This is a genomic window from Mycobacterium sp. M23085 (assembly GCF_045343915.1).
Classification (GTDB): Bacteria; Actinomycetota; Actinomycetes; order Mycobacteriales; family Mycobacteriaceae; genus Mycobacterium.
Window position 1 is genome coordinate 2,120,882 of sequence record NZ_CP174280.1, and the last position, 25,906, is coordinate 2,146,787.

24 protein-coding genes are annotated in these 25,906 nt (G+C 68.7%); 15 read left to right on the forward strand and 9 right to left on the reverse strand.

Features of this window, described 5'->3' with window-relative positions:
- The first annotated feature begins 120 nt into the window (after window positions 1-120).
- Both ACIUM1_RS09530 and otsB read left to right on the forward strand, forming a co-directional pair.
- Window positions 121-1,476, forward strand: a complete 1,356-nt coding sequence (locus ACIUM1_RS09530) for a wax ester/triacylglycerol synthase domain-containing protein (RefSeq protein ID WP_406816929.1) — start codon at window positions 121-123, stop codon at window positions 1,474-1,476.
- Window positions 1,477-1,516: 40 nt separating this feature from the next.
- Entirely contained in the window at window positions 1,517-2,671 is a 1,155-nt protein-coding gene (gene otsB / locus ACIUM1_RS09535) for a trehalose-phosphatase (RefSeq protein ID WP_406816930.1), read from the forward strand.
- On the opposite strand, the gene ACIUM1_RS09540 is transcribed toward otsB, so the two are convergent.
- Window positions 2,668-3,540 (reverse strand): MaoC/PaaZ C-terminal domain-containing protein, encoded by an 873-nt coding sequence (locus ACIUM1_RS09540; protein WP_406816931.1) that lies wholly within the window; start codon window positions 3,538-3,540, stop codon window positions 2,668-2,670. The two genes, otsB and ACIUM1_RS09540, sit on opposite strands and share 4 nt — an antisense overlap.
- 151 nt (window positions 3,541-3,691) lie before the next feature.
- On the opposite strand from ACIUM1_RS09540, the gene ACIUM1_RS09545 reads away from it, so the two are divergent.
- Entirely contained in the window at window positions 3,692-4,405 is a 714-nt protein-coding gene (locus tag ACIUM1_RS09545; RefSeq protein ID WP_406816932.1) for a histidine phosphatase family protein, read from the forward strand.
- A gap of 49 nt (window positions 4,406-4,454) precedes the next feature.
- Window positions 4,455-6,470 (forward strand): SDR family oxidoreductase, encoded by a 2,016-nt coding sequence (locus ACIUM1_RS09550; RefSeq protein WP_406816933.1) that lies wholly within the window; start codon window positions 4,455-4,457, stop codon window positions 6,468-6,470.
- Here ACIUM1_RS09550 and cmaA1 read toward each other — a convergent pair whose 3' ends face one another.
- The gene (gene cmaA1 / locus ACIUM1_RS09555) at window positions 6,471-7,358 is read right to left on the reverse strand and encodes a cyclopropane mycolic acid synthase CmaA1 (RefSeq protein WP_406816934.1); all 888 of its coding nucleotides are present in this window, start codon (window positions 7,356-7,358) and stop codon (window positions 6,471-6,473) included.
- Window positions 7,359-7,397: 39 nt separating this feature from the next.
- Between cmaA1 and ACIUM1_RS09560 the strand changes: the two genes are divergently transcribed.
- The 4 genes from ACIUM1_RS09560 to ACIUM1_RS09575 all read left to right on the forward strand — a co-directional run bounded on the left by ACIUM1_RS09560 (window position 7,398) and on the right by ACIUM1_RS09575 (window position 11,539).
- Entirely contained in the window at window positions 7,398-8,432 is a 1,035-nt protein-coding gene (locus tag ACIUM1_RS09560; RefSeq protein ID WP_406816935.1) for a nucleoside hydrolase, read from the forward strand.
- A complete protein-coding gene (locus tag ACIUM1_RS09565; RefSeq protein WP_406816936.1) occupies window positions 8,429-8,881 on the forward strand; it encodes a hypothetical protein in 453 nt (150 codons plus the stop codon). Before ACIUM1_RS09560 ends, ACIUM1_RS09565 begins: the two co-directional genes overlap by 4 nt.
- Window positions 8,882-9,036: 155 nt before the next feature.
- Window positions 9,037-10,290, forward strand: a complete 1,254-nt coding sequence (kasB, locus tag ACIUM1_RS09570) for a 3-oxoacyl-ACP synthase KasB (RefSeq protein ID WP_406816937.1) — start codon at window positions 9,037-9,039, stop codon at window positions 10,288-10,290.
- Between the two features lie 70 nt (window positions 10,291-10,360).
- Window positions 10,361-11,539, forward strand: coding sequence for an alpha-hydroxy-acid oxidizing protein (locus tag ACIUM1_RS09575; RefSeq protein ID WP_406816938.1), 1,179 nt, complete (start codon window positions 10,361-10,363; stop codon window positions 11,537-11,539).
- Here the strand turns inward: ACIUM1_RS09575 and ACIUM1_RS09580 are convergent.
- The 6 genes from ACIUM1_RS09580 to ACIUM1_RS09605 form a co-directional block, all read right to left on the reverse strand.
- Window positions 11,530-13,074: a DNA polymerase Y family protein gene (locus tag ACIUM1_RS09580; protein ID WP_406816939.1), complete on the reverse strand. Its 1,545-nt coding sequence runs from the start codon at window positions 13,072-13,074 to the stop codon at window positions 11,530-11,532. The two genes, ACIUM1_RS09575 and ACIUM1_RS09580, sit on opposite strands and share 10 nt — an antisense overlap.
- A 55-nt stretch (window positions 13,075-13,129) precedes the next feature.
- Window positions 13,130-13,813: a hypothetical protein gene (locus tag ACIUM1_RS09585; protein ID WP_406816940.1), complete on the reverse strand. Its 684-nt coding sequence runs from the start codon at window positions 13,811-13,813 to the stop codon at window positions 13,130-13,132.
- A 191-nt stretch (window positions 13,814-14,004) separates the two neighbouring features.
- Window positions 14,005-15,576: a glutamine-hydrolyzing GMP synthase gene (guaA, locus tag ACIUM1_RS09590; RefSeq protein ID WP_406817615.1), complete on the reverse strand. Its 1,572-nt coding sequence runs from the start codon at window positions 15,574-15,576 to the stop codon at window positions 14,005-14,007.
- A gap of 166 nt (window positions 15,577-15,742) precedes the next feature.
- Entirely contained in the window at window positions 15,743-16,126 is a 384-nt protein-coding gene (locus tag ACIUM1_RS09595) for an SRPBCC family protein (protein ID WP_406816942.1), read from the reverse strand.
- Window positions 16,123-18,963 (reverse strand): RND family transporter, encoded by a 2,841-nt coding sequence (locus ACIUM1_RS09600; protein ID WP_406816943.1) that lies wholly within the window; start codon window positions 18,961-18,963, stop codon window positions 16,123-16,125. The genes ACIUM1_RS09595 and ACIUM1_RS09600 overlap by 4 nt, the downstream gene beginning before the upstream one ends.
- Window positions 18,960-19,388 carry an MmpS family transport accessory protein gene (locus ACIUM1_RS09605; protein ID WP_406816944.1) on the reverse strand — a complete coding sequence of 143 codons (429 nt, stop codon included), beginning with the start codon at window positions 19,386-19,388 and terminating at the stop codon, window positions 18,960-18,962. The genes ACIUM1_RS09600 and ACIUM1_RS09605 overlap by 4 nt, the downstream gene beginning before the upstream one ends.
- 218 nt (window positions 19,389-19,606) lie before the next feature.
- Between ACIUM1_RS09605 and ACIUM1_RS09610 the strand changes: the two genes are divergently transcribed.
- The 7 genes from ACIUM1_RS09610 to ACIUM1_RS09640 all read left to right on the forward strand — a co-directional run bounded on the left by ACIUM1_RS09610 (window position 19,607) and on the right by ACIUM1_RS09640 (window position 24,584).
- Window positions 19,607-20,410, forward strand: coding sequence for an SDR family NAD(P)-dependent oxidoreductase (locus ACIUM1_RS09610; RefSeq protein WP_406816945.1), 804 nt, complete (start codon window positions 19,607-19,609; stop codon window positions 20,408-20,410).
- Window positions 20,411-20,413: 3 nt separating this feature from the next.
- Entirely contained in the window at window positions 20,414-21,250 is an 837-nt protein-coding gene (locus ACIUM1_RS09615) for an SDR family oxidoreductase (protein WP_406816946.1), read from the forward strand.
- Window positions 21,251-21,262: 12 nt separating this feature from the next.
- Window positions 21,263-21,829 carry a TetR/AcrR family transcriptional regulator gene (locus ACIUM1_RS09620; protein WP_406816947.1) on the forward strand — a complete coding sequence of 189 codons (567 nt, stop codon included), beginning with the start codon at window positions 21,263-21,265 and terminating at the stop codon, window positions 21,827-21,829.
- Between the two features lie 122 nt (window positions 21,830-21,951).
- Window positions 21,952-22,110, forward strand: a complete 159-nt coding sequence (locus tag ACIUM1_RS09625) for a hypothetical protein (RefSeq protein ID WP_406816948.1) — start codon at window positions 21,952-21,954, stop codon at window positions 22,108-22,110.
- 37 nt (window positions 22,111-22,147) lie between these two features.
- Window positions 22,148-23,260: an NmrA family NAD(P)-binding protein gene (locus ACIUM1_RS09630; protein ID WP_406816949.1), complete on the forward strand. Its 1,113-nt coding sequence runs from the start codon at window positions 22,148-22,150 to the stop codon at window positions 23,258-23,260.
- Window positions 23,257-24,087: a class I SAM-dependent methyltransferase gene (locus tag ACIUM1_RS09635; protein WP_406816950.1), complete on the forward strand. Its 831-nt coding sequence runs from the start codon at window positions 23,257-23,259 to the stop codon at window positions 24,085-24,087. Before ACIUM1_RS09630 ends, ACIUM1_RS09635 begins: the two co-directional genes overlap by 4 nt.
- Window positions 24,084-24,584 (forward strand): SAM-dependent methyltransferase, encoded by a 501-nt coding sequence (locus tag ACIUM1_RS09640; RefSeq protein WP_406816951.1) that lies wholly within the window; start codon window positions 24,084-24,086, stop codon window positions 24,582-24,584. Before ACIUM1_RS09635 ends, ACIUM1_RS09640 begins: the two co-directional genes overlap by 4 nt.
- Before the next feature lie 73 nt (window positions 24,585-24,657).
- On the opposite strand, the gene ACIUM1_RS09645 is transcribed toward ACIUM1_RS09640, so the two are convergent.
- A complete protein-coding gene (locus ACIUM1_RS09645; protein ID WP_406816952.1) occupies window positions 24,658-25,902 on the reverse strand; it encodes an HNH endonuclease signature motif containing protein in 1,245 nt (414 codons plus the stop codon).
- Window positions 25,903-25,906: the final 4 nt, after the last annotated feature.

Below are 25,906 nucleotides of genomic sequence, written 5' to 3' on the forward strand. Positions count from 1 at the left end.
CGTTGTTAAACCGATCTTCAACTCTTAAACAAGGTCTTAACGCTGCGGGTACTACCGCGGATCACCGGCTGCACAGACACTGGTACAAGTTCAAAAAAGCGGACTACGGCGGGGGCTGGCATGGCACAGACACTGGACACGGCATATCTTCAAGCCCACGATCCGGACCGGCATGCGAGCCTGGCGATCGGCGCGGTCGCCATCGTCGACGGCACCGCCCCCGACGATAAACGGCTCAAACGCCTTCTGGCCGAACGTATCCAGCCGATCGCACGATGCACGCAGCTGCTCCGGGCGCACCCGCTGAGCCAGGAGTGGATCGACTGCCCGGACTTCGACCTGGCCCAGCACGTGCGCCGGGTGGCCATTCCCCGCCCCGGTGATGAGGCCGAGCTGTCCCGGGCCATCGCCTACGCCCTGGAACGGCCCCTCGATCTGGACCGCCCACCGTGGGAGTGCTGGGTCATCGAGGGCCTGACGGGCAATCGGTGGGCGATCCTGATGAAAACCCATCACGGCCTGCTGGACGGCAACTCGGCCGCCCGCCTGATCAGCCGGCTGTGTGACGACGCCGACGCCGATACCTTTGCCAACAACGCTGCGGGCAAACAGGTTTCGGCACCAGCCGCGGGCAAGCGGGGCTGGGTCGACGCGCTGTGGCGGGCTTCGTCGGCCGCCGGCGAGCTGACCGGCGCCCTGGTCGGCGCGGTGTGGCCGGCCGCGCACACCGAGGCGGTCCGCACCTTGCGGCGCTACAGCACGGTGCGGGTCCCGATCGCCGACGTCGACAGCGTCTGCCGCAAGTTCGGTGTCAGCGCCAACGACGTCGCGCTCGCGGCCATCACCGAGGGCTTCCGCACGGCGCTGCTCGGGCGCGGCGAGCAGCCGCGGGCGGACTCGCTGCGCACCCTGGCGCCGATGCCGGTCCGCTCGGCGATGCTCTCGCACCTGCCCGTCGAGCACGACGACCCGGTGCGGCGGTTGCTGACGGTGCACACCAGGTGGCAGGCCAGTCAAACCACCCAGCCGCGACCGGCCGGCATCGTGGAGTCGGCGATCGGCTTGCTGCCAACGGTGTTGCGCAGCAATGTGTTACAACTGCTCTCCCGCCTTCCGCAGCGCGCCGTCGTCACGCTGGCCACCAATGTGCCCGGGCCGCGCCGTCACCTTCGGATGATGGGCCAGACGCTGGAACGGCTGTTGCCGATCCCGCCGACCGCCACGGCGCTGCACACCGGCGTGGCGGTGTTGAGCTACGGCGACGAACTGGTGTTCGGGATCACCGCCGAACACGGCGACACGTTCGACGTCAAGCAGCTGGCCGCCGGGATCGAGCTGGGCATGGCGCGGCTGGTGGCCCTGGGCGACGATTCCGTGCTGCTGTTCACCGGCCGGCGGCGCAAGCGTTCCGCCCGCCCGGTGCAGCGCCCCGTGCCACCGACGCATCCCTCGGCACCGGGGCACGCGCGCCACTGACCCGAGCCCGGTGGGACCGGCCACCGTGAGAAGGTTGGTCATGGGCAAATCGGGGCCGGTTGTCGTCGACCCGCGCCGCCATGACGCGGTGCTGTTCGACACCGATGGCGCGCTGGGCTCCGCGCTGGCCGGACAACTGCGCGAGGTCGGGGTGGGCATCGCCGTCATTTCGGCGGACGGCCCGGTGCGGGCGGCCGACGGGCTGCGGGTGCGCCCCGGGCGCTGCGTTGTGATCACCGGGGACACCGCGGGTGTCGAGGCCGCGCGCGCCGGCGGGTTCGCGCTGGTGATCGGCGTCGACCCGGGCGGGCGCGCCGACGCGATGCGCGACGCGGGGGCCGACGCGGTGGTCGCCGGCCTGCATGACGTTACCGTGCGGACCGGGGACCTGCGGATGTCGCAGCTGCCCGATGCGACGCGGGCCCTGGCCGACGGGTTGGCCGACCGGCGACCGGCGGTGTTCTTCGACTTCGACGGCACACTGTCGGACATCGTCGACGATCCGGACGCGGCGCGGCCCGTCGCCGGGGCCGCCGAGGCGCTGGAAAGGCTGGCCGCGCGCTGCCCGGTCGCGGTGCTGTCCGGACGCGATCTCGCCGATGTGACGAAACGTGTTGGGGTGCAGGGTATCTGGTATGCGGGAAGCCACGGCTTCGAGCTGACCGCCCCCGACAGCACCCACCACCAGAACGACGACGCGGCCGCCGCCATCCCGGTGGTCGAGCAGGCGGCCGGTCAGCTGCGCGACCAGCTCCGCACGATTCCCGGAATTATGGTGGAGCACAAGCGTTTCGGGGTGGCGGTGCACTACCGCAACGCCGAACGCGACCGCGTCGGCGAGGTGCTGGCCGCGGTGCGCGCCGCGGGCCGCCGCGACCGGCTTCGGGTCACCACCGGCCGCGAGGTCATCGAACTGCGCCCAGACCTGGACTGGGACAAGGGGAAGACGCTGCGCTGGGTGATCGATCATCTGCACCGGGCGGGGTCCGGCTCGCTGACACCGGTCTACCTCGGCGACGACATCACCGACGAGGACGCGTTCGACGCGGTGCGCGACGGCCCCGTCCAGGGCGTGCCGATCCTGGTGCGGCACGGCGACGACGGCGACCGCGCCACCGCGGCGCTGTTCGCGCTGGACAGTCCCGCCCGGGCCGGCGAATTCGCCGACCGGCTGGCCGCCGAGCTCGGGCGTTAAGCCTCGGCGTACTCCACCGCGCCGTCGTCGAGCACCACCCGGGTGTCGGCCCCGTCGGGCCCGGAAGCCTCGGTGCGGAACACCGCCTTGCCCGGCTCGGTGCGCCAGATCAGCGTGGTCAGTGTCTCGCCGGGGAACACCGGCGAGGTGAACCGCGAGGCGATCGAGGTGATGTTGGCCGCGACGCCCTGGCCGAGCTCGGACACCAGCGCCCGACCCGACACCCCGTAGGTGCACAGCCCGTGCAGGATCGGCTTGGGAAAGCCGGCCAGCTCCCGGGCGAACCACGGGTCGCTGTGCAGCGGGTTGCGGTCGCCGGACAGCCGGTAGATCAGCGCCTGGTCTTCGCGGGTGGGCAGCGGGATGCGGGCGTCGGGCTCGCGGTCCGGGAATTCCGGCGCGACCGGCCGCTGGCCCGGCATCCCGCCGAAGCCGCCCTCGCCCCGGATGACCAGGGTGGTGAGCGTCTCGGCGATCAGCTGCCCGGACTCCGGCTCGGTGCCCCGGCCGCGCAGCACCAGGATCGCGTTCTTGCCCTCACCCTTGTCCTGGATGTCGGCGACCTCGGAGACCACCGAGAGCTTTCCCGCCGGCGGCAGCGGTGCGTGCAGCCGGATGCTTTGGGATCCGTGTAACAGCATGGCCCAGTTGAAGTTTCCGACCAGGCCAGCGGCACCGAACGCCGGGCAGCAGATCACCGCATACGTGGGCAGCACCTGCTGGTCGATGTCGTGGCTGTTCTCGGTGGTGAATGCCAGGTCGTCGATCCCGGCGCCGACACCGAGCGCGTAAAGCAGCGTGTCCCGGTCGGTCCATTCGAACTGCACGGGTTCGGTGACCGCGCCGACGGCACTCGGATCAATCGCCATGGAAGTCTCCTGATCGTTGGGTAGGGATCCTGAAGTCCACTCTGGCATCCGGGTAATCGGCGGCATGATCAAGGCCCTCCCCGAAGCCGCGCGGTAACAAACCACCGCAAACCCTTCCCAGCGGAGCCGTCGGCAAGGCAGGCTAATCGACATGCCCAAGCGCAGCATGATCTCCAAAGCCGCGGTGGCGCTCGCCGCCCTCACCGCCACGATGATCGTCGCCGGCTGCGGCGGTGCGCCGCAGGCGCGGTCCATCACGGTGACGTTCATCCGGCACGCCCAGTCGGAGGCCAACGCCAGCGGTGTCATCGACACCGAGGTGCCGGGTCCGGGCCTGAGCCCGGAGGGCAAGGGCCAGGCCGAACAGGTCGCGCACCAACTGGGGCACAAGGACTACGACAGCGTCTACGCCTCCACCATGACCCGGGCACAGCAAACCGCCGCCCCGCTGGCGGCCGAGCTCGGCAAACGGGTGGAGGTCCTGCCCGGCCTTCAGGAGATCAACGCCGGCTGGTACAACGGCAAACCCGAGTCGATGGCGAAGACAACCTACATGCTGGCGCCGGCGGCCTGGATCAACGGCGACGTGGGCGACAGCATCCCCGGCTCGATCAGCGGCAAGGAGTTCAACGACCAGTTCACCGCGGCCGTCAACAAGATCTACAACAGCGGCCACCACCACCCGGTGGTGTTCTCGCACCTGGTCGCCATCGAGACGTGGACCCTGATGAACGCGCAGAACGCCAAGGACAGCCTGATGAACAGCCACCCGATCCCCAACACGGGACGGGTGGTGATCAGCGGTAACCCGATGACCGGCTGGACGCTGGTCGACTGGGACGGGATCCGCGACTTCCGCAACTAGTGACCGGTGGCCGGTTGACGTGCGCGGCCGCCACCGCCACGATGTCTTCATGCGGTATGTCGTTACCGGCGGTACCGGGTTTATCGGTCGCCGCGTCGTGTCTCGTCTCGTCGAATCCCGGCCCGATGCGCAGGTGTGGGTGCTGGTACGACGGCAGTCGCTGGGCCGCTTCGAGCGGCTCGCACAAGGCTGGGGTGAGCGGGTAAAACCGCTGGTCGCCGCGCTGCCGGAGCTGGACCTGAGCGACGAGGTCCTCGCCGAGCTGGGCGACATCGATCACGTGGTGCACTGCGCGGCGATCTATGACATCACCGCCGGCGAGCCCGAGCAGCGGGCCAGCAACGTCGAGGGCACCCGCGCGGTGATCCGGTTGGCGCAGCGGCTGGATGCGACGCTGCACCACGTGTCGTCGATCGCCGTCGCGGGCGATTTCGCCGGCGAATACACCGAGGATGATTTCGACGTCGGCCAGCGGCTGCCGACGCCGTACCACCAAACCAAGTTCGAAGCCGAGCTGCTGGTCCGCTCGGCGCCCGGGCTGCGTCACCGCATCTACCGCCCGGCGGTGGTGGTGGGCGATTCACGCACCGGCGAGATGGACAAGGTGGACGGGCCGTACTACTTCTTCGGCGTGCTGGCCAAGCTGGCGGTGCTGCCGTCGCTGACCCCGATGCTGCTGCCCGACGCCGGCCGCACCAACATCGTCCCGGTCGACTACGTGGTCGACGCGCTGGTCGCGCTGATGCACGCCGACGGCTCGGCTTCCTGGGACGGGCGAACCTTCCACCTGACCGCCGAGAAAACCATCGGCCTGCGCGGCATCTACCGCGGCGTGGCCAAGGCGGCCGGGCTACCGCCGCTGCGCGGCTCGCTGCCCCGCTCGGTGGCCGCCCCGGTGCTCAAGGTCCGCGGACGCGCCAGGGTGCTGCGCAACATGGCGGCCACCCAGCTGGGCATCCCCCCCGAGGCGCTCGACGTGGTCGACCTGGCCCCCATCTTTGTCAGCGACAAGACACGAAACGCCTTGCAGGGCACCGGGATCAGCGTTCCGGAATTCTCGGACTACGCGCCCAGGCTGTGGCGGTACTGGGCGGAGCACCTCGATCCGGATCGTGCGCGCCGCGACGATCCGCGGGAACCGCTGCGGGGCCGCCACGTCATCATCACCGGCGCGTCAAGCGGCATCGGGCGGGCGGCGGCCCTCGCGGTCGCCGAGCGGGGCGCCACCGTGTTCGCGCTGGCCCGCAACGGCGCGGCGCTGGATGCGCTGGTGGCCGAGATCCGCGCCAATGGCGGTGCCGCCCATGCCTTTACCTGCGACGTCACCGATTCCGCGTCGGTCGAACACACGGTCAAGGACATCCTGGGGCGCTTCGACCACGTCGACTACCTGGTGAACAACGCCGGCCGGTCGATCCGCCGCTCGGTGGTCAACTCCACCGACCGGCTGCACGACTACGAACGGGTGATGGCGGTCAACTACTTCGGCGCGGTGCGGATGGTGCTGGCGCTGCTGCCGCATTGGCGCGAGCGCCGATTCGGACACGTCGTCAACGTCTCCAGCGCCGGCGTGCAGGCACGCAATCCCAAGTACAGCTCCTACCTACCGTCCAAGGCGGCGCTGGACGCGTTCTCCGACGTGGTGGGTTCGGAGGTGCTGTCCGACCACATCACCTTCACCAACATCCATATGCCGCTGGTGCGCACCCCGATGATCGTGCCGTCACACCGGCTCAACCCGGTGCCGGCGATCAGCCCCGAACGCGCGGCGGCGATGGTGGTGCGCGGCCTGGTGGAGAAGCCGGCCCGCATCGACACCCCGCTGGGCACGCTCGCCGAGGCCGGCAATTACTTCGCCCCGCGAACCTCGCGGCGAGTGCTGCACCAGCTCTACCTCGGCTATCCCGATTCGGCCGCCGCGCGCGGGGTCACCACCGAACCGGCTCCGGCCGCCCGCACGGCCCGCCGCAAGCCGAGCCGGCCGGTGCGCGCCGTCACCCGGGGCATCCGGACGCCCCGAGGCGTCAAGCGGCTGGTCCGCCTGGTGCCCGGCGTGCACTGGTGATCATTTCTGCAGCGTGAACTGGTTGACGTCGATGTATCCGATCCGGAACGCGTCGGCACAACCGGTGAGGTATTTCATGTACCGCTCGTAGACTTCCTCGGACTGCACCGCGATGGCCTCGTCCTTATGGGCCTGCAATCCGGCGGCCCAGATGTCGAGGGTCTTGGCGTAGTGCGGTTGCAACGACTGCACGCGGCTCACCGTGAAACCGTGCGCGGTGGCCCGCTCCTCCACCATCGGTATCGACGGCAGCCGCCCGCCCGGGAAGATCTCGGTGACAATGAATTTGATGAATCGGGCGAACGTGAACGAGATCGGCATGCCGCGTTCGACCATCTCCGTCGGGTGCAGCCCGGTGATGGTGTGCAGCAGCATGACCCCGTCGTCGGGCAGCAGGTCGTGCGCCATGGTGAAGAACGCGTCGTAGCGCTCGTGGCCGAAGTGCTCGAAGGCGCCGATGCTGACGATCCGGTCCACCGGCTCGTCGAACTGCTCCCAGCCCTCCAGCAGGACCCGCGCCGAGCGGGGGCTGCCGGACTTCGCGATCAGCTGCTCGACGTGATCGGCCTGGTTGCGGCTCAGGGTGAGGCCGACGACGTTGACGTCATACTTCTCCACTGCGCGCATCATGGTGGCGCCCCACCCGCAGCCGACGTCGAGCAATGTCATGCCCGGCTGCGGCCCGAGTTTGCCGAGGGCGAGGTCGATCTTGGCGATCTGCGCCTCTTCCAGCGTCATATCGTCGCGCTCGAAGTAGGCGCAGCTGTACGTCTGGGTCGGGTCGAGAAATAGCCGGAAGAAGTCGTCCGACAAGTCGTAGTGGGCCTGCACATCGTCGAAGTGCGGCGTTAAATCAGTCCCCTCCGGGGGCTCCGACGTCGTTGGCATCGTGCCAGCCTAGTCCGCGAATTGAGTATGTTGGAATCGATGAGCTCCCCCGTATTCGTTGACGTCGACACCGGCGTGGACGATGCACTGGCGCTGATATACCTGTTCGCCAGCCCGGGCGCCGAAGTGGTCGGCATCGCCTCGACCGGGGGAAACGTCGGCGTGGAGCAGGTTTGCGAAAACAATCTGGGCCTGCTCGAGCTATGCGAACGCACCGCCATACCGGTCTCCAAAGGATCCGGCCAAACCCTGACCGGGCCGATGCGACTGCCGTCAAAAGTCCATGGCCCCAGGGGATTGGGTTACGCCGAGCTGCCGCCGGGCTCGCACCGGCTCACCGGTTACGACTCGGCCGGCGCCTGGGTGCGCGCGGCGCGCGCCGTTCCCGGTGAGCTGATCGGTGTGGCGACCGGCCCGCTGACCAATTTGGCGCTGGCGCTGCGCGCCGAGCCAGAGCTGCCGACGCTGCTGAAACGGCTGGTGATCATGGGCGGTTCCTACGATCACCGGGGCAACACCACCGCGGTGGCGGAGTGGAACATCAGCGTCGACCCCGAGGCGGCGGCCGAGGTGCTGGCGGCCTGGTGCCCGGAAACCGTTGGGCTACAGCGTCTTCCGATCCTGTGCGGCCTGGATCTGACCCGCAAGGTCGCGATGACGCCGGATCACCTCGAGCGGCTCGCGGCGGCCGCCGGGTCTACGACGACGCGGCTGAGCGAACACGACGCACCCGGGACCCGGTCGACGGCCTCCAACCCGCTGATTCGGGTGATCGAGGACGCGATGCGGTTCTACCTGGAGGCCTATCACGAGCTCGGCCACGGGTATCGGGCACACATGCACGATCCGTTGGCCGCCGCCGTCGCGCTGGATCCCGGGCTGATCACGACGCGTCCGGCGACGGTGGACATCGAGCTGACCGGAACCCTGACCCGGGCCATGACGGTGACCGACTGGTCGGACCGTCGAGAACCCAATGCGCTGATCGGGATTGACGTGGACACGAAGGAATTCTTCGATCGGTTCATCGAACGGGTGGGGCCTTTTGCACATCAATTGGGCGGTGGTGGATGAAGGTCCGTGCGATCGAGCTGATCCGCGCGGGGTGGGGCGCGGTGCTGCTGGCCGCCCCCGCCAGGGTGCTCGACCACATCCACGGGGTACAGGTCGACCGCAAGGCGCTGGTCGTCAGCCGGATCCTGGGCGCACGCCACCTGACCCAGGCGCTGCTGTCGGGCGTCAACCCCGGCCCGGAGGTGCTGGCGGCCGGGGTGTGGGTCGACACCGTGCACTCGGCCACCGCGCTCGTCCTGGCGGTGGTGGACCGGCGCCGCGCCCGCGGCGGGGTGACCGACGCCGCCGTCGCGGCGGCCTGGGCGGTGCTCGGCTGGCGCCACCTGCGCGCCGGAAAGGTCAGGACCGACGGCGTGCGCGGCCGCGACCGGCTGGCCCGTACCGTGGTGGGGGCACTGCCCGGCGGCGGCGGGCTGATGGCGCGAGCGCGGGCGGTGCGGGCTGAATAGCGCAAGCCGACCTGCGGTATCCGGGAAGCGAACGGCAGCCGTCCAACGTTTCTTACGCTGAGGACAACAACACATTGTGTTTTCATGATTGAGGTTGCGTGGGGCTCGGCGTCAAGCGTTGGCAGCTCTGAGGAGATGAAAGGTTTTCGCGAGTCATGACCGAGCTGGTTACCGGGAAAACATTGCCGAATGTGGTCGTCACGGGCGTCGCCATGACGACCGCGCTGGCAACTGATGCCGAAACCACCTGGAAGCTGTTGCTGGACAGCCAAAGTGGTATCCGCAAACTCGAAGATTCGTTCGTCGATGAGTTTGACCTGCCGGTGCGCATCGGCGGGCACCTGTTGGAGGACTTCGACGGCGCACTGACCCGCGCCGAACGCCACCGGATGGGCTACCTGCAGCGGATGTCGGCCGTGTTGAGCCGGCGGGTCTGGGAGAACGCCGGCTCCCCCGAGGTGGACGGCGACCGCCTGATGGTGTCCATCGGCACCGGGCTGGGCTCCGCCGAACAGATCGTGTTCAGTTATGACGATCTGCGGGCCCGCGGCATCAAGGGGGTCTCCCCGCTGGCGGTGTCGAAGTACATGCCCGACGGCGCGGCCGTCGCGGTGGCACTGGAGCGCCAGGCTCGGGCCGGGGTGATCACCCCGGTGTCGGCGTGCGCTTCGGGTTCCGAGGGTGTCGCGCAGGCCTGGCGCAACATCGTGTTCGGCGAGGCCGACATCGCCATCTGCGGTGGCGTCGAGGTCAGGATCGAGGCGGTCGCGATCGCGGCGTTCGCCCAGATGCGCATCGTGATGTCGACCAAGAACGACGACCCGGCGGGCGCCTGCCGTCCGTTCGACCGCGACCGCACCGGCTTCGTGTTCGGCGAGGCCGGCGCGCTGATGGTCATCGAGACCGAGGAACACGCCAAAGCCCGCGGCGCCAACATCTTGGCCCGCATCATGGGCGCCAGCATCACCTCCGACGGCTACCACATGGTGGCGCCGGACCCCAACGGCGAACGCGCCGGGCACGCGATGAGCCGCGCCAGCCAACTCGCCGGGCTGAGCCCGTCCGACATCCACCACGTCAACGCGCACGCCACCGGCACCACGGTCGGTGACGTCGCCGAAGCCAAAGCCATCAACAACGCGCTGGGCAGCAACAAGCCCGCCGTCTACGCCCCCAAGGCGGCGCTGGGCCACTCGGTGGGCGCGGTCGGTGCCGTGGAATCCATCCTGACCGTGCTCGCCCTGCGCGATCAGGTGGTGCCGCCCACGCTCAACCTGGAAAACCTCGACCCCGAAATCGACCTGGACGTGGTGGCCGGCAAGCCCCGTCCGGGCAACTACGAGTACGCGATCAACAACTCGTTCGGGTTCGGCGGACACAACGTGGCCATCGCCTTCGGGCGGTACTGACGGCGTCGACCCGGGGGCTTCGTTCCCCGGACGCTCGTTTGGTGATCCAGGCACGGGGAAGTCCGCGACTATGGCTTTCGCCGATTATCAAACCGAGCTGTACGACCAGTCGTTGCACGGCAACCAGCCGCAGTACCCGATCCGGTACGAGGAACTGGAGGAGAAGGCGTCGGCGGCAATGACGCCGAAAGTGCTGGGATACGTGGCCGGCGGCGCGGGCGACGAGCACACCCAGCGCGCCAACTGCGCGGCTTTCCAGCGTTGGGGGTTGTACCCGCGGATGGGGATTGCCCCCGAGCAGCGGGACATGTCGGTCGAGTTGTTCGGCATCAGGTTCCCGTCGCCGATCTTCATGGCACCCATCGGCGTCATCGGGGTGTGCGACCCGGACGGCCACGGGGACATACTGTGCGCGCGGGCCTCGGTCCGCACCGGTGTGCCATTTTTCGCCGGGACGCTGTCGGCCGACCCGATGGAGGTCCTCGCCACCGAGCTCGGTGATACCCCGGCGTTCTTCCAGCTGTACACGCCGCCGCACCGCAAGATGGCCGCCAGCCTGGTGCACCGCGCCGAGGCGGCCGGCTTCAAGGGCATCGCCGTCACCCTGGACACGTGGGTCACCGGCTGGCGCCCCCGCGACCTGAAGGGCGGGAACTACCCGCAGGTGCCCAGTGGCTGCCTGGCCAACTACACCAGCGACCCGGTTTTTCGCGCCACCCTGAGCCGGGGCGAAGACGCCACCGAGGCGGCGGTGCGCAAGCTGCCGATCTTCGGTGGACCGTTCCGGTGGTCGGACCTGGAATGGCTGCGGTCCGAGACCAGCCTGCCGCTGATGGTCAAGGGCGTCTGCCATCCCGACGACGTTCGGCGTGCCAAAGAGATTGGCGTGGACGGCATTTACTGCTCCAACCATGGCGGTCGGCAAGCCAACGGCGGGTTGCCCTGCTTGGATTGCCTGCCCGCGGTGATCGAGGCCGCCGACGGGATGCCGGTGCTGTTCGACTCGGGTGTACGCGGCGGCGCCGACATCATCAAAGCGCTCGCGCTGGGTGCGACCGCCGTGGGGATCGGCCGCCCCTACGCCTTCGGGCTGGCCATCGGTGGCTTGGAGGGCATCGTGCACGTGCTGCGCTCGCTGCTGGCCGAAGCGGACCTGATCATGGCCGTCGACGGTTATCCCTCGCTCAAGGACCTGACTCCCGAGGCCTTGCGGCGTGTCGAATACATTGAATCACAACACTATTCGTAACTTCCCTCCACATACCAGCGCCGCTGGCGATAGCACAGCAGCAGCGCACGCTCACTCTCCAGCAACACCTGAGCGCGGGCGGTGCGGCCAGCCCCTTGCCCGGCCTCGGGCCGGTCGTCCCACCATCGCTCGTCGACCGGCCAGGGCCCGGACCACCAACACAACCGTTCGTCCCTGCCCTGGGCGATCACGCGGGCCGGGTCGGCGGAGAACAACCCCCGGATGGTCACCCGTATCGGATTTCCTTGGGCATCAAGCAGTTCAACCGGGTCGTCAAGTAACACCGCCGGTGACGGCTCGGGTAGCCGGCCGGGCCACGGCATCCCCGGATCGGCTCGCGGCACCGGCTCGTCGCCGAGCGGGATCAACGTGATGCGCTCGGCCGGGCCGCGCCCGCCGGACAGCACCGGCACGCGCACCGCCTCCGGGCCGAGCAGGCCCTGCACCCGCACCAGCGCCCGGCGGGCCCGCAGCCTGTCCTCCTCCCCCAGGCCGCCCCATAGCGGCAACTGCAGCGCCTCGGCGGATACCACCTCCACCGCGTGGAGCCGCAACAGCGTCACCGCGGCGGTGGGGCGGGGATCGCGCGCGGTGCGGCTGCTCAACCATCCATCCAGCTGCCAGCGCACCCGGTCGGCGGTGGCGTCCTCGGTCAACGGCTCGGCGCACCGCCACACCCGGTGCAGTTCTTCGCCGTTGGCGGTGACGGCGTGGATGGCCAGCCGGGTGCAGCCCACGCCGGCGGCCATCAGCGCCTGATGCAGCCTGCCGGCCAGTGACCGCCCGGCGAACGCCGCGGCATCGACCCGGTCGATCGGCGGATCGCAGTCCAGCACGGCCTCGAGTTCGGCCGGCGGCTCCCGCCCGGACGGCGGCCGTTCGGGTTCGCCGCGGGCCAACCGGTGCGCGGTCACCCCGTCGGCGCCGAACCGGGAAGCCACATCGCTGCGCGACAACACGGCGAACTGCCCGATAGTGCGAATCCCCATCCGCCACAACAGGTCCGTCAGTTCCTCGCGGCCGGCGCCGGACAAACTCGGCTCGGTGGCAAGTTGGCGGATGGACAGCACCGACAAAAACTTCGCGTCATCACCCGGTTCGACGATACGGCCCGCCCGGGCCGCGAAGACGGCGGTGGACAACTGGTCGGCGATTCCGGCCTGACACTCGGCGCCGGCGGCGGCCACCGCATCGATCAGCCGTTCGGCGGCGGTGGCCTCGGACCCGAAATAGCGGGCCGCCCCGCGCACCGGCAATGCCAGAAGCCCGGGCCGCAGCACCTCGGCGCGGGGCACCAGGTCGTCCACCGCCGCGATCACCGCTTCGAAAAAGCGGGCGTCGCGGTCCGCGTCGGCGGCGGTGACGTGCAGTTGCGGGCACTGGGCCGCCGCCTCCCGGCGTCGCAGCCCCCGCCGCACACCCGCCGCACGGGCCGCCGACGAACAGGCGATCACCCGGTTGGCCAGCGTGACCGCGATCGGGGCGGTCGCGGTCAGACCGGCGGCCATGGCCGCCGCGACCGCGGGCCAATCCATGCACCAGATCGCCAAAACCCTTGACCCAGAAGGGTTGGAAAGTCCGGCCACGGGCTTAGCCGGCTCGCGCCCGGGTCATCACCCGCCGTCCCGCGCACGTCCCGCTGACCTGTAACCGCACCCCGCTGATCCGGCCGAATCCGGGACGGCTGTCCGCGGTGATCTCGTAACCACAGACCCGGGCGGCGAGGCGCGTCGGCGCCCCCTGCCACTCGCCACCGGTGACCAACAGGGTGCAGCCCTTGTTCCGGGCGCGGGCCACCACCGCCCGCGCCCGGGTGGGCGGCACCCGGCGCCCACCCAGCCCCAGGACCACCAGATCCATGCCGTCGACGAGCACCGCGGCCACCTCCACCGGATCGGTGCCGGGATCCGGTATCACCGCCAGGCGGCTCAGATCCGCCCCCATCTCCGCGGCGGCCAGCAGCCCGATGTCCGGCTGACCGACGATTGCGGCGTTGCCACCGGCCGCCGTGACCGCGGCCACCACGCTCAGCAGCAGCGACCGGGCACCCGAGAGCACCGCGACCGTTCCCCGGGGCACCGGCGCGGGCAGCGCATCGGCCAGCCACGACGGGAGTGCCAGCTGGGATTCCGAGTCCGGCAGCAAGTCGTCGGCGGGGACCGTGGCGGCCGCCCCCGCCTTCTTCCCGGAGATGCTCGCCATCCGCCGGCGAAGCGATTCAAGCTGCTCAGCGCGGGTTTCCGGGCGATGATTGGAGGTAAAAGCCGCGGTCATGACAGCCTCCTATCACCACGCTTTCCGGAGCTTCCGGGGAGAGTGTTCGAATGTATGTTCGATACATTTCGAAGTAAACACCCACCCTCTGACAACCGTCAAGCGACGCGAGGGACAGCGTTATGCGATCGGTACTGGTGTGGCTGATGGGTGCCAAGTGGCCGCATTTTCGCGGAAACCAGACCCGGCGGCTACTCCCACTCGATGGTGCCGGGTGGTTTGCTGGTGATGTCCAGGACCACGCGGTTGACCTCGGCCACCTCGTTGGTGATGCGGGTCGAGATGCGCTCCAGCACCTCGTAGGGAACCCGGGTCCAGTCGGCGGTCATGGCGTCCTCACTGGTCACCGGTCGCAGCACGATGGGGTGACCGTAGGTGCGGTTGTCGCCCTGCACACCGACCGAGCGGACGTCACCCAGCAGCACCACCGGGCACTGCCAGATCAGGGTGTCCAGGCCCGCCGCGGTCAGCTCCTCGCGCGCGATCGAGTCCGCACGGCGCAGGGTGTCCAGCCGCGGCGCGGTGACCTCGCCGACGATCCGGATCCCCAGACCGGGACCCGGAAAGGGTTGGCGCGCAACAATTTCCTCCGGCAGTCCCAGCTCCCGCCCGACCGCACGGACTTCGTCCTTGAACAGCAGCCGCAGCGGCTCCACGAGTTTGAACTTCAGGTCGCCGGGCAGGCCGCCGACGTTGTGGTGGCTCTTGATGTTCGCGGTGCCGGTGCCGCCACCGGACTCCACCACGTCCGGATACAGCGTGCCCTGCACCAGGAACTCGACCTGGGAATCCGTATCCCCCACGATGTCTCGCACCGCGCCCTCGAAGGCCCGGATGAACTGGCGGCCGATGATCTTGCGCTTGCCTTCGGGATTGGTCACTCCGGCGAGCGCGTCCAGGAAGGTGTCGGCCGCATCGACGGTGACCAGCTTGGCGCCGGTGGCGGCCACGAAGTCGCGCTGCACCTGCGCGCGCTCCCCGGCGCGAAGGAGCCCGTGGTCGACGAACACACAGGTCAACCGGTCGCCGATGGCGCGCTGCACCAGCGCGGCGGCCACCGCGGAATCCACGCCGCCGGACAGCCCGCAGATCGCCCGCCCGTCACCGATCTGGGCGCGCACCTGCTCGATCAGCACACCGGCGATGTTGGCGGCGGTCCAGTCCGCGCCCAGCCCGGCGAAGTCGTGCAGGAAACGGCTCAGCACCTGCTGCCCGTGCGGGGTGTGCATGACCTCCGGGTGATACTGCACCCCGGCCAGGCGCCGCTGCCGGTTCTCGAAGCCGGCCACCGATGCACCGGAACTGCTGGCCACCACCTCGAACCCGTCCGGCGCGGCCGTGACCGCATCGCCGTGGCTCATCCATACCGGCTGCGAACTCGGCAGCCCCGAATGCAATTCGCCGCCAAGGACTTTCAACTCGGTGCGGCCGTATTCACTGGTGCCGGTACGGGCCACGGTGCCGCCCAGCGCCTGCGCCATGGCCTGAAACCCGTAACAGATGCCGAACACCGGAACCCCGAGATCGAACAGCGCCGGATCGATCTGGGGGGCGCCGTCTTCGTACACACTGGACGGGCCGCCGGAGAGCACCAGCGCCAGCGGGTCGCGGGCCTTGATCTCCTCGACCGTGCTGGTGTGCGGGATCACCTCGGAGAACACCCGCGCCTCGCGGACGCGACGGGCGATCAGCTGCGCATACTGCGCGCCGAAGTCCACGACGAGCACGGGGCGCGCCGGCGCCCCGGACGCATCGGTTTCCAGAGTTTCGGTGGGGTCGGCCACGCACGCGAGTCTAGTGGCAGCCCGCGCCGTCTCCGCCCCGCAGGGTTACAGCGCAACGCGGTGCGGATCGCGCCGACGTCTCCGTCGGTGCGCATCGGACTGGAAACCGTTTTCGGGCAACTGATTCCGCGATTCCCGTCACGCGCTACCCAGCTCCCCGTTCGATCCAGCTCCTGGTGTGGTTGAGCAGGGTGCCGGCGCCCCCGTCGGTCTCGGCGCTCAGCGCGAACTCGACCGACATGGTGGGCCGGTGGGGGGCCGACTGCACCCAGCACATCCGCCTGCGCGGCTCCAGCGAGGTCACCCGGCACAGCGCGGTGTCGTCGCCGCCGCCGCGGTGCCGGATCAGCCGGAACGACGTGCCCACCTGGAGCCGCTGGTCGTCGGGGTGGTGCTGCACCGCGTCCCAGCTGTCGTACCACTCGGTGATGCTGGCGACGGTGGTGATCAGTTCCCACACCTCGTCCGGCGGCGCGGCGATGCGTATCGAGTCGGACAGCGTCTGCGTGGCGGCGCGGCGGAATTTCATGAGCGCAGGCTTTCGTTGGGCGTCCGAACCGAAGCGGCGTCGGGCAGGCGGGGCCGCCGCGCGGGACGGCTGACGCCCACCCGTCGCGGCCACCAGAACCAGCGCCCGAGCAGGGCGGCGATCGACGGTGTCATCAGCGACCGCACCACCAGCGTGTCGAAGAGCAGCCCGATGCCGACGGTCGTCCCGAACTGACCGATGATCCGTAGGTCGCTGAACACAAAGGACGACATGGTGAAGGCGAACACCAGCCCCGCCGAAGTCACCACCGCGCCAGTTCCGCCCATGGCGCGAATGATGCCGGTCTTGATGCCGGCCCCGATCTCCTCCTTGAACCGCGAAACCAGCAACAGGTTGTAGTCCGACCCCACGGCCAGCAGGATGATGACGGCCATCGCTATGACCAACCAGTGCAACGGAATACCGATGATGTCCTGCCACACCAGCACCGACAGTCCGAACGAGGCGCCCAGCGACAGCACCACCGTGCCGATGATGACCAGGGCCGCGATCACGCTCCCGGTGATCACCAGCATGATGATGAAGATCAGGCAGGCCGCGGCGATACCCGCGATCAACAGATCGTATTTGGCCGCGTCACTCATGTCCTTGTACGTCGGCGCCGTGCCGCCGAGGTAGATCTTGGCCTCCTCCAAGGGAGTTCCCTTGACGGCGTGGTGCGCTGCCTTCTCGATCGCGTCGACGTGTGAGACGCCCTCGGGGGTCGCGGGATCCCCGTCGTGGGTGATGACGAGGCGGGCGGCCTTACCGTCGGGTGAGAGGAACATCGCCAGGCCGCGCTTGAAGTCCGGGTTGTCGAAGACCTCCGGCGGCAGGTAGAAGGAATCGTCGTTCTTGGCCGCGTCGAACGCCTGGCCCATCGCGGAGGCGTTCTGCTGTGCAGCGTCCAGCTGGTCCAGCAGGCCCGCGAACGTGCTGTACATCGTCATCGTCATCGTGCGCATGGTCGTCGTGGCGTCGATGATCGGCGGCAGCAGCGAGATCAGTTGCGGCATCAGGTTATCCAGCCGGTCGGTGTCCTTGACGAGACCGCCCAAGTCGTCGGTGACCTTATCGACGCCGTCGAGCGCGTCGAATGCCGATCGCAGCGCCCAGCAGATGGGGATATCGAAGCAGTGCCGCTCCCAGTAAAGGTAGCCGCGCAGCGGCCGGAAGAAATCGTCGAAATCGGCTATGCGATCGCGGACTTCGGTCGTGTCCGCGACGATCTGCTTCGTCTGGACCGCGACGTCGTGGGTGGTGGCGGCCAGCCGGCGCATCAGGGCGAGCATGCGTTGCATGGTGTCGATGACGCCCGTCATCTGATCGGCGATGGCCCGCATGTCGGCCATGCGATCGTGCAGGTACTTCATGTTCTCGGTCAAGGTGGCGGACTGCGCGCTGATCTGAAAGGGAATGGAGGTGTGCGTGATCGGCGCGCCCAGCGGCCTGGTGATGGACTGGACCCGCGCGACGCCGTCGACCGCAAAGACACCCTTGGCGACGCGGTCCAGGACGAGCATGTCGGCGGGATTGCGCATGTCGTGGTCGGTCTGGACCAACAGCAGATCCGGATTGAGCCGCGCGGGTGAAAAGTGCCGCGCCGCGGCGGCGTAGCCGACGTTGGACGGCGTGCTCGCGGGCAGGTAGTTGCGGTCGTTGTAGCTCGTCGTGAACGACGGAAGGGCCAGCAGCCCGACGAGAGCGGCCGCGGAGGTCGCCGCGAGTATCGGGGCGGGCCAGCGGACGACGGCGGTTCCCACCCGCCGCCACCCCCGCGTCGTGATTTTCCGTTTCGGGTCGAACAGGCCGAAGCGGCTGCCCAACGTGATGATGGCCGGACCCAGCGTGAGCGCGCCCGCCACCATCGTGAACATCCCGATCGCGCACGGCACCCCCAGGGTTTGGAAATAGGGCAGCCGGGTGAAGCTGAGGCAGAACATCGCGCCGGCGATGGTCAGGCCCGAGCCGAGGACCACGTGGGCGCTGCCACGAAACATGGTGTAGTACGCCGCCTCCCGGTCCTGGCCGGCCTGCCGGGCCTCCTGATACCGGCCCACCACGAAGATCGCGTAATCCGTGCCCGCGGCGATCGCGAGGATCGGAAGGATCTGCACCGCAAAAGTCGAGAGCCCGAGCACGCCGCGGCTGCCCAGGAATGCGATCACCCCTTGGACCGCGGGCAACTCGATGAACACCATCAGCAGCGTCAGCAGGACCGTGACCAACGAGCGGTACACGATCAGCAGCATGAGGACGATGACCCCGACGGTCACAGCCATCACCTTGCGGGCGCTCTTGTTGCCGAATTCCAGCTCATCGGTGATCACGGCCCCCGGGCCGGTGACGTAAGCCCTGATGCCGTTGGGCGCCTGGACGTTTGACACGATGCGTCGCACGGCGTCGACGGACTCGTTGGCCAGCGTCTCACCCTGGCGGCCGGCGAGGTAAACCTGAACGTAGGCGGCCTTGCCGTCGGCGCTCTGCGAGCCGGCCGCGGTGAGCGGATCGCCCCAGAAATCCTGGATGTGCTCGACGTGCCGGTGGTCCTGCCCGAGGGCGCGAATCAGGTCGTGGTAAAACCGGTGGGCCGCGTCGCCCAGCGGCGCCTGGCCCTCGAGGACCACCATGACCGCGCTGTCGGAGTCGAATTCCTTGAAGACCTGGCCGACCCGCTTCATGGCCTGTATCGCCGGGGCGTCATCGGGGCTCATCGACACCGCGTGCGCCTCCCCGACCGCCTCCAGTTGCGGCACAAGGATATTCGTGGCCGCGGCCAGCCCCAGCCAGAAGAGCAGGATGGGCACCGAAAGCCGGCGAACCGTTCGCGCGATCACGCGGACTTCACCAGGCAAAAGGTTTGCGGGTGGATTCCCGCCACGGTTCGTTGCGCCATGATGTCGCCGTTCACGGTGATTCGGCAGCCGATGGTGTCGTCGTCGCCCTGCCCCACGACGTTGACGCTGACCGCGGGGGCGGTGGTGGCCACGCTGTATGTCCACGGCAGCGCCGTGGCGTCGGCTCGCCGCGGCACGGCGTCGACATCGAGGTAGTTGATGTCGGCGACGCTGCCCGCCGGTCCGAAGACCTCCATCGTCACCCGCTTGGGGTTGAAGGGTTTGATGTCATCGGCGCGGGCGCCCACCGCCGACGCGGCGCCCCGAGCGCCGAAGATCCCGTGCAGCCGGTAGACAGCGAAACCCGCCAGGGCGACCAGGACCACCACGACCAGCGGGATCCACGCGCGTTTGACGAAACTCATCCTCGCCCTCGACTCCGATCCGTACTAAGTCAGCTGACCAACACATTAACTAGCCGGCCGGTCCGACGCAATCTTAGAGTTATCAGGCGTTTTATCCAAATATTGCGTTTTGCCACCTTCTTCCCTTGCCAAGAATCCCTGGCGGATAGTAAGTTGAGCAACTAAGACGGCGAGCACGCTCCCTTCCGATGGAGCGTCCGAGGAGAGGTCCAAACACCATGAGTATCAGCGCACATCGGTTCGGGCCGTGGGCGGTCGTGACGGGGGCGTCGTCGGGGATCGGCCGCGAGTTTGCCCAACAGCTCGCCGACGCCGGCATCAACGTGGTCCTCGTCGCGCGGCGACTGGCCGCGCTGGAGGAGCTTGGCGCCGCGCTGACGCGCGAGTACGGGGTCGACTATCGCGCGGTGGGCGCCGACCTGTCCGATCCGGGCATGCTGACCCCAATCACCGAGGCCACCAACGACATCGACGTCGGGCTGCTGGTGTCGAACGCCGGCGCGGCCCTGCCCGGGCCCTTCCTGAATTCCGATCTGCAGGCGCAGCGGGCGATCCTGCGGCTCAACACCGCCGCGCACCTGGGTCTGACCCACCACTTCGGTGCGCGGCTGGCGCGGCGCGGCCGCGGCGGCATCGTGCTGGTCTCCGCCCTCGGTGCCAAACATGGGGTGCCCTACCTGGCGCACACGGCGGCGACCAAGGCCTATGTGGCCAGCCTCGGCGCCGGCCTGCACGGCGAGCTGGCCAAGCACGGAGTGCACGTCACGGTGCTGCAGCCCGGGCCCACTCGCACGCCCGCGATCGCCGAACTGGACCTGGACGCCGACAAATTGCCGATGCCGCCCATGGCCCCGGACGATTGCGCGCGCGAGGCGCTGCGCGCACTGGAGCGCAACCGGACCCACTGCATACCGGGCCGGCTCAACCGGGTAACCACCGCGCTGGTGCCGGCGGCGGTCACCCGATCGATGATGTCGCGAATGTTGGCGCGGCCCACCCGAGTCGAGACGACCACGCAATAGCCCATGGACCAACCGATCTGCCTCATCACCGGGGCCACCGACGGCATCGGCAAGGTCACCGCGACCGCGCTCGCCCGCGAGGGCTTCGCCGTTGTGCTGGCCGCGCGCAACGAGGCCAAGGCGGCAAGCGTCACATCCGAAATCGTGGCGTCCACCGGCAACCGTGACGTCGATTACCTCACCGCCGACCTCCGATCGCTTTCCCAGCTGCACCGGCTGGCGGACACGTTCGCGGCGCGCTACCCGCGGCTGGACGTTCTGGTCAACAACGCCGGCGTCGTGATGCCGCAGCGCGTGCTGACCGAGGACGGCTACGAGACGACGTTTCAGGTCAACTACCTGGCGCAGTTCTACCTGACCCAGTTGCTGCTCGGCGCGTTGGAAAAGAGCCCACAGGGCAGGGTCATCAACCTGAGCTCGAGCATCTACCGCGCCGGCAGGTTCGACCCGGACAACCTGCGAAGCGAGCGGCGGTTCTCCGCCATCGGCGCCTACGCCGCGTCCAAACTGTGCGTGCTGCTGTTCACCATCGAGCTGGCGCAACGACTGGCCCCGACGCGCATCACCGCGAACGCCGTGCACCCCGGGATCGTCAGGACGCCGATGATGCGCCGGGCGGATGGACTCTTCCGGGCGATCTCCTATGTGGCGCTGCCGTTTTCACGGTCCATGGAGAAGGGCGCCGCCACGCCGGTGTTCCTCGCCTGCTCGCCGGACGCGGCGCATGTTTCCGGGCAATACTTTGCGAATGCCAGGCCGAAGAAGGTCAAGACCGCGCACAACACACCGGAGAACCGGGATCACTTGTGGAACCTGAGCATCGACGCGTGCCGTCTATAGTTCGTGAGTGATATGGCTGACTCAACCGGCAAGCGAGAGCGATTGATCGCCGCCGCATGCGACCTGTTCTACCGCCAGGGCATCGCGGGCACCACCCTCGCGCACATCGCGGAGGCCGCCGAGGTGCCTTTGGGCAACGTGTACTACTACTTCAAGACCAAAGACGACATCGTGGCCGCCGTTGTCGAGGCGCGCACCGAGGAAATCCGCTCCGCGACCGCCGCCCTGCAGCGAAAACACGGGAGCCCCAAGGCCCGGCTCAAGGCGCTCGTCGGGATGCTGGCAGAGTCGCGCGACACGATCGCCGAGCACGGCTGTCCGCTGGGATCCCTGTGCACCGAGCTCGGCAACCAGCCGGGTCAATCGCCCGCCCTGACCGCTCCCATCATGCAAACCCTGCTGGAGTGGGCCGAGCAGCAATTCCACGCCATGGGCCGCCGTGACGCCCGCGACCTGGCGCTCGAACTCGTCGTCGCCTACGAGGGCGGCGCGGTCCTCACCAACGCCCTCGCCGATCCCGAAGTCATGACGCGGCAAGCCCGGCGCCTCGAAAAGTGGATCAACGCGCTACAGGTGTGAGGCCCTAGAGCGCAACGCCTGGCGCACCGCGTCGATGGCCTCCCGCTCGCCTTACCTGGTGATAGACATTTTTTTCAGCTTGCCACTTGATTTGTTTGTCTGCGTGATTTAGCGTTCTGTCCATGAGCACCGAACCAGCGTTGCGGCACCTTGGCCCGTCCACGTTGACGGGATTGCCCTCTGATGCGATGCGCCATTCGATGACGTTGGCGCACAACGTGGTTCAGCAGCTATCCGCGCAGCAAGCCGGGCTGCTGCGTGCGGCAGTCGATCGCGCGTAGCCAGGGAACCGGCGTTTGAACAGGAAAGGGCGCTCCGATGAGTACACGAATATTGGTAACCGGCGCCACCGGCAAGATCGGCGGCGCGGTCGCCGCCCAGCTGCTGGGACGGGGCGTCACCACCAGGGCGATGGTGCATCGCGACGACGCACGCAGCGCCCGGTTGCGCGAGATGGGCGCCGAGGTCGTCATCGCCGATATGTGTGATATCCAACAGGTTTCGGGTGCGATGGCCGGGGTCGACCGGCTTTACTTCAACCCTCCCTATCATCCGCATGCGCTCGACAGCGCGGTTTCCTTCGCCGTGGCCGCCCGGCGCGCAGGCGTGGAAGCGGTGGTGGCCCTCGGCCAGTGGCTGGCCAGCCCGGAGCATCCGTCGCTGATGACGAGGCAAGCCTGGCTGACCGACAAATTGTTCGAGCTCCTGCCCGACACGGCGCACGTGGCCGTCGATCCGGGTTACTTCGCCGACAACTATCTGCAACTGGTCCCGCTGGCCGCCCAGCTGGGAGTGTTGCCGACGCCGACCGGGGCGGGGCGAAACGCGCCGCCCTCCAACGAGGACATCGCGCGGGTCGCCGTCGGCGCACTGCTCGACCCCCACCGGCACGACGGGCGCGCATACCGGCCCACGGGACCGACGCTGCTCTCGGGGGCCGAGATCGCAGACGCGGTCGGTGCGGCGTTGGGCAGGCGGGTGCGTCACATGGACGTTCCACCAGCGCTGTTCATGCGCGCCGTGCGCGTCAACGCCAAACGGCTCGGCGCCGATGAGTTCTTCCAGTCCAGCTTGCGCCACTACCTTCCTGAGCACGGCCAGGGAACCTGGGAGGTGGGCGCGCCGACCACGCACGTCCGCGACGTCGCCGGCGTCGAACCCGAGGATTTCCTCACCATCGCGCGCCGCTACGTCACCGGCCCGGAATCCCGGCGCACCACAGGCAATTTCATGCGACAGCTGGGCAACTTCATGTTGACCGCGCTGATACCGATGCACCGGCTGGACAAGTTCGACCGGAACCAGCAACACCCCCAGCCCGCGCATCCCCGGCTTTCGGGCCAATCCCCGGTATGGCGCAGTGAGCACGGCGTTGCGCACCGCATTCCCGTTGCCCCGAGCACCGCCGGAGAACGGCTGGCAACGCGATGAGCGCCACAGCACCAGGCAGCACCTACCTGTTGGGCCACGCCGACGCGGAGGTGCAGCGGCTCCTCCTGCAGGGACGGCTCTACGACCACTACACCGAGCACGCGCTGCGACTGGCCGGGCTGCGACCGGGCATGCGCGTGCTCGACATCGGATCCGGGCCCGGTGACGTGTCGTTCGTCGCCGCCCGGCTGGTCGGTCCGACCGGGACCGTCCTCGGCGTCGACGCCGCGGCCGCGATGGTCGAGCTCGCCCGGGGCCGGGCCGTCGAACAAGGCTTGCCCACAGTGCATTTCGTCCAGGGCGCGGTCGACACCATCGTGCCGGACGAACCGGTGGACGCGGTCATCGGCCGGTTGATCCTGATGCACCTACCGGACCCGGCCGCAACGCTGCGACGCCTGAGCTCCTTCGTGCGCCCCGGTGGGATTGTCGCGTTCTCCGAGAACGACATCACAGCGACGCGCAGCATCCCGGACATGCAGCTGTTCGGCCGGGTGATGGCGGGGATTGTCCGCGGCTTCGAGGCGATGGGGCTCAGCGCCGCGTTCGGCAACACGCTGCACACCGTCTTCACCGACGCCGGACTGGACGTCCCGCGCCTCACCCAGGGCACGCCGATCGGTACCGCCGCCGACACCGACATGTTGGCCTACGCCGCGGCGGTGTGGCGACTGGTATCCCCGGTCGCCGAACAACACGGTTTCGCCATCGACGAGGTGGCCGACCTCGACACCTTCGTTCGGCGACTCCGTCAGGACGCAATTGAGGCCAACGCCCTCATCGCGATGCCCCCGATGATCACCGCATGGGCACGGGTGCGGAAATGACGAACACAATCGCAAACCAGTACGCGACCGGCCTGTCGCGCAACAACATCGAGCGGGCCCTACTCGACGCCGGCAAGGATCTCGATCACCTGACACCCGCCGACCTGGGGCCGCTGGAGGACTTCCACACGATGGGCCGCTTCGCCACCGCCCAGCTGCTGGAGCTGGCCGGAATCACCGGCGAGAGCCGGGTTCTGGACGCGGGCAGCGGGATCGGGGGCACCGCCCGCTACCTCGCCGACCACTACGGCTGCGCGGTCACCGCCGTCGATCTCACCGCCGAATACTGCGACACGCATCGCTGGCTCAATCGGCTTGTGGGACTCGATGCTTCGATCACCGTCGCCCTCATGCAGGCCATGCTGTCTCAGCCCGCCGATCCGCTGGGGCCTGCATGTCTTCGTTTCCGACTTCCGGCTCAAGGCCGAAAACCTCACCCGGGCACTGGCCGACGGACGCCTGCGGGCGATCCAAGGTGTGGCGCTCGCTGCCGATGAATGCTGAACTCTGTGCGGCCCAACGGATTTGAGCTTCGATACCTCGCCGCTTGTGACCGTCCCGGGTGACCGGTCAGTTGTTGGTGGGTGGTGGTTGGGGTTGGAAGGGTGTGTACCACCACCACTGGGCGCGTTCGCCGGTGGGTCCTGGGCAGGGCGGCACCGCGGGTGGGGGTTGAGTGGGTGGGCGTGCCAGTGATCCCGGGCGAAGCGGTCGCCCGGCGTCATCGGTGACGACGAGCGCGTGTGCGGGTCCGGTGAGGGTGATCAGGCCCCGGTGGTGGGCGCGGTGGTGATAGGGGCAGACCAGCACCAGGTTGGCCAACTCGGTGGGACCGCCGTCTTCCCAGTGCCGGATGTGGTGGGCGTGCAGACCCCGGGTGGCCCCACAACCGGGAACCACGCACATCCGGTCGCGATGCTCCAGGGCGCGGCGCAGCCGCCGGTTGATCAGCCGGGTCGCCCGGCCGGCCCCGATGACCTCGCCGTGCCGTTCGAACCAGACTTCACAGGTGGCATCACAGGTCAGGTATCGGCGGTCGGCATCGGAGAGCAGCGGCCCCAGATGCAAGGCCGCAGCGCGCTGTTGCACGTCGAGGTGCACCACCACCGTGGTGTGCTGCCCGTGCGGGCGGCGGGTCGCCTCGGCGTCCCAGCCCGCCTCCACCAGGCGCATGAACGCCTCAACGCTGCCCGGCATCGGGGGCCGCTGACCGCACGCGTCGTTGTCGTGGTCGCGTTTCCACTCGGCCATCAGGGCATCCCGATGCGACGCCAAAGCCGCGTCGAACGTCGCGGCGTCATGGTGGCCCAGGGTGATTCGATAGCAGCTGCCCTGCTCGGTGGCCGTCGCGGTGATCGAGGGCTCCACCTCACGCCGGGGCTCGGGGTCGGGTCGCGGCTCCAGCTTGACCGCGGTGCGCAATTGGGTCACCGTGGCCACCGCGGCAAGCTGCGCGTAGTGCTCATCGGACCCCTCGCCGGCCCGCGCGGCAATGACGCCGACCTGATCGACCGACAGCCGGCCCTCCCGCATGCCCTGAGCGCAGCGCGGGAACTCGTTGAGCCGGCCCGCGATCGTGGTGATCGTGTGCGCGTTGGCCGGCGAACAGCCGGTCTTCCAGGCCACCAACGCCGACACCGACCGCGCCCCGGTCATCCCGCACAGCTCGTCGCGATCGATCTCGGCCACGATCTCCACGATGCGCCCATCAATCGCATTGCGCTGACCGGTCAACTCCGCCAACTCCTCGAAGAGCACCTCGAGACGTTCCTTAGGGGACGCTTCGACGCTGGCTGCAGTCGCGGACGCGGACATGACC

Bases quoted from the DNA above. Each gene is read 5' to 3' on its own strand.
- ACIUM1_RS09580 (WP_406816939.1), bottom strand. From the start codon at position 13,074: ATGGATTGGCCCGCGGTCGCGGCGGCCATGGCCGCCGGTCTGACCGCG.
- kasB (WP_406816937.1), top strand. From the start codon at position 9,037: ATGACCGAGCTGGTTACCGGGAAAACATTGCCGAATGTGGTCGTCACG.
- ACIUM1_RS09610 (WP_406816945.1), top strand. From the start codon at position 19,607: ATGAGTATCAGCGCACATCGGTTCGGGCCGTGGGCGGTCGTGACGGGG.
- ACIUM1_RS09630 (WP_406816949.1), top strand. From the start codon at position 22,148: ATGAGTACACGAATATTGGTAACCGGCGCCACCGGCAAGATCGGCGGC.
- ACIUM1_RS09625 (WP_406816948.1), top strand. From the start codon at position 21,952: ATGAGCACCGAACCAGCGTTGCGGCACCTTGGCCCGTCCACGTTGACG.
- ACIUM1_RS09615 (WP_406816946.1), top strand. From the start codon at position 20,414: ATGGACCAACCGATCTGCCTCATCACCGGGGCCACCGACGGCATCGGC.
- ACIUM1_RS09540 (WP_406816931.1), bottom strand. From the start codon at position 3,540: ATGGCGATTGATCCGAGTGCCGTCGGCGCGGTCACCGAACCCGTGCAG.
- ACIUM1_RS09595 (WP_406816942.1), bottom strand. From the start codon at position 16,126: ATGAAATTCCGCCGCGCCGCCACGCAGACGCTGTCCGACTCGATACGC.
- ACIUM1_RS09635 (WP_406816950.1), top strand. From the start codon at position 23,257: ATGAGCGCCACAGCACCAGGCAGCACCTACCTGTTGGGCCACGCCGAC.
- ACIUM1_RS09530 (WP_406816929.1), top strand. From the start codon at position 121: ATGGCACAGACACTGGACACGGCATATCTTCAAGCCCACGATCCGGAC.
- ACIUM1_RS09585 (WP_406816940.1), bottom strand. From the start codon at position 13,813: ATGACCGCGGCTTTTACCTCCAATCATCGCCCGGAAACCCGCGCTGAG.
- otsB (WP_406816930.1), top strand. From the start codon at position 1,517: ATGGGCAAATCGGGGCCGGTTGTCGTCGACCCGCGCCGCCATGACGCG.
- ACIUM1_RS09565 (WP_406816936.1), top strand. From the start codon at position 8,429: ATGAAGGTCCGTGCGATCGAGCTGATCCGCGCGGGGTGGGGCGCGGTG.
- ACIUM1_RS09640 (WP_406816951.1), top strand. From the start codon at position 24,084: ATGACGAACACAATCGCAAACCAGTACGCGACCGGCCTGTCGCGCAAC.
- ACIUM1_RS09620 (WP_406816947.1), top strand. From the start codon at position 21,263: ATGGCTGACTCAACCGGCAAGCGAGAGCGATTGATCGCCGCCGCATGC.
- ACIUM1_RS09605 (WP_406816944.1), bottom strand. From the start codon at position 19,388: ATGAGTTTCGTCAAACGCGCGTGGATCCCGCTGGTCGTGGTGGTCCTG.
- ACIUM1_RS09560 (WP_406816935.1), top strand. From the start codon at position 7,398: ATGAGCTCCCCCGTATTCGTTGACGTCGACACCGGCGTGGACGATGCA.
- ACIUM1_RS09545 (WP_406816932.1), top strand. From the start codon at position 3,692: ATGCCCAAGCGCAGCATGATCTCCAAAGCCGCGGTGGCGCTCGCCGCC.
- ACIUM1_RS09575 (WP_406816938.1), top strand. From the start codon at position 10,361: ATGGCTTTCGCCGATTATCAAACCGAGCTGTACGACCAGTCGTTGCAC.
- ACIUM1_RS09550 (WP_406816933.1), top strand. From the start codon at position 4,455: ATGCGGTATGTCGTTACCGGCGGTACCGGGTTTATCGGTCGCCGCGTC.
- cmaA1 (WP_406816934.1), bottom strand. From the start codon at position 7,358: ATGCCAACGACGTCGGAGCCCCCGGAGGGGACTGATTTAACGCCGCAC.
- ACIUM1_RS09645 (WP_406816952.1), bottom strand. From the start codon at position 25,902: ATGTCCGCGTCCGCGACTGCAGCCAGCGTCGAAGCGTCCCCTAAGGAA.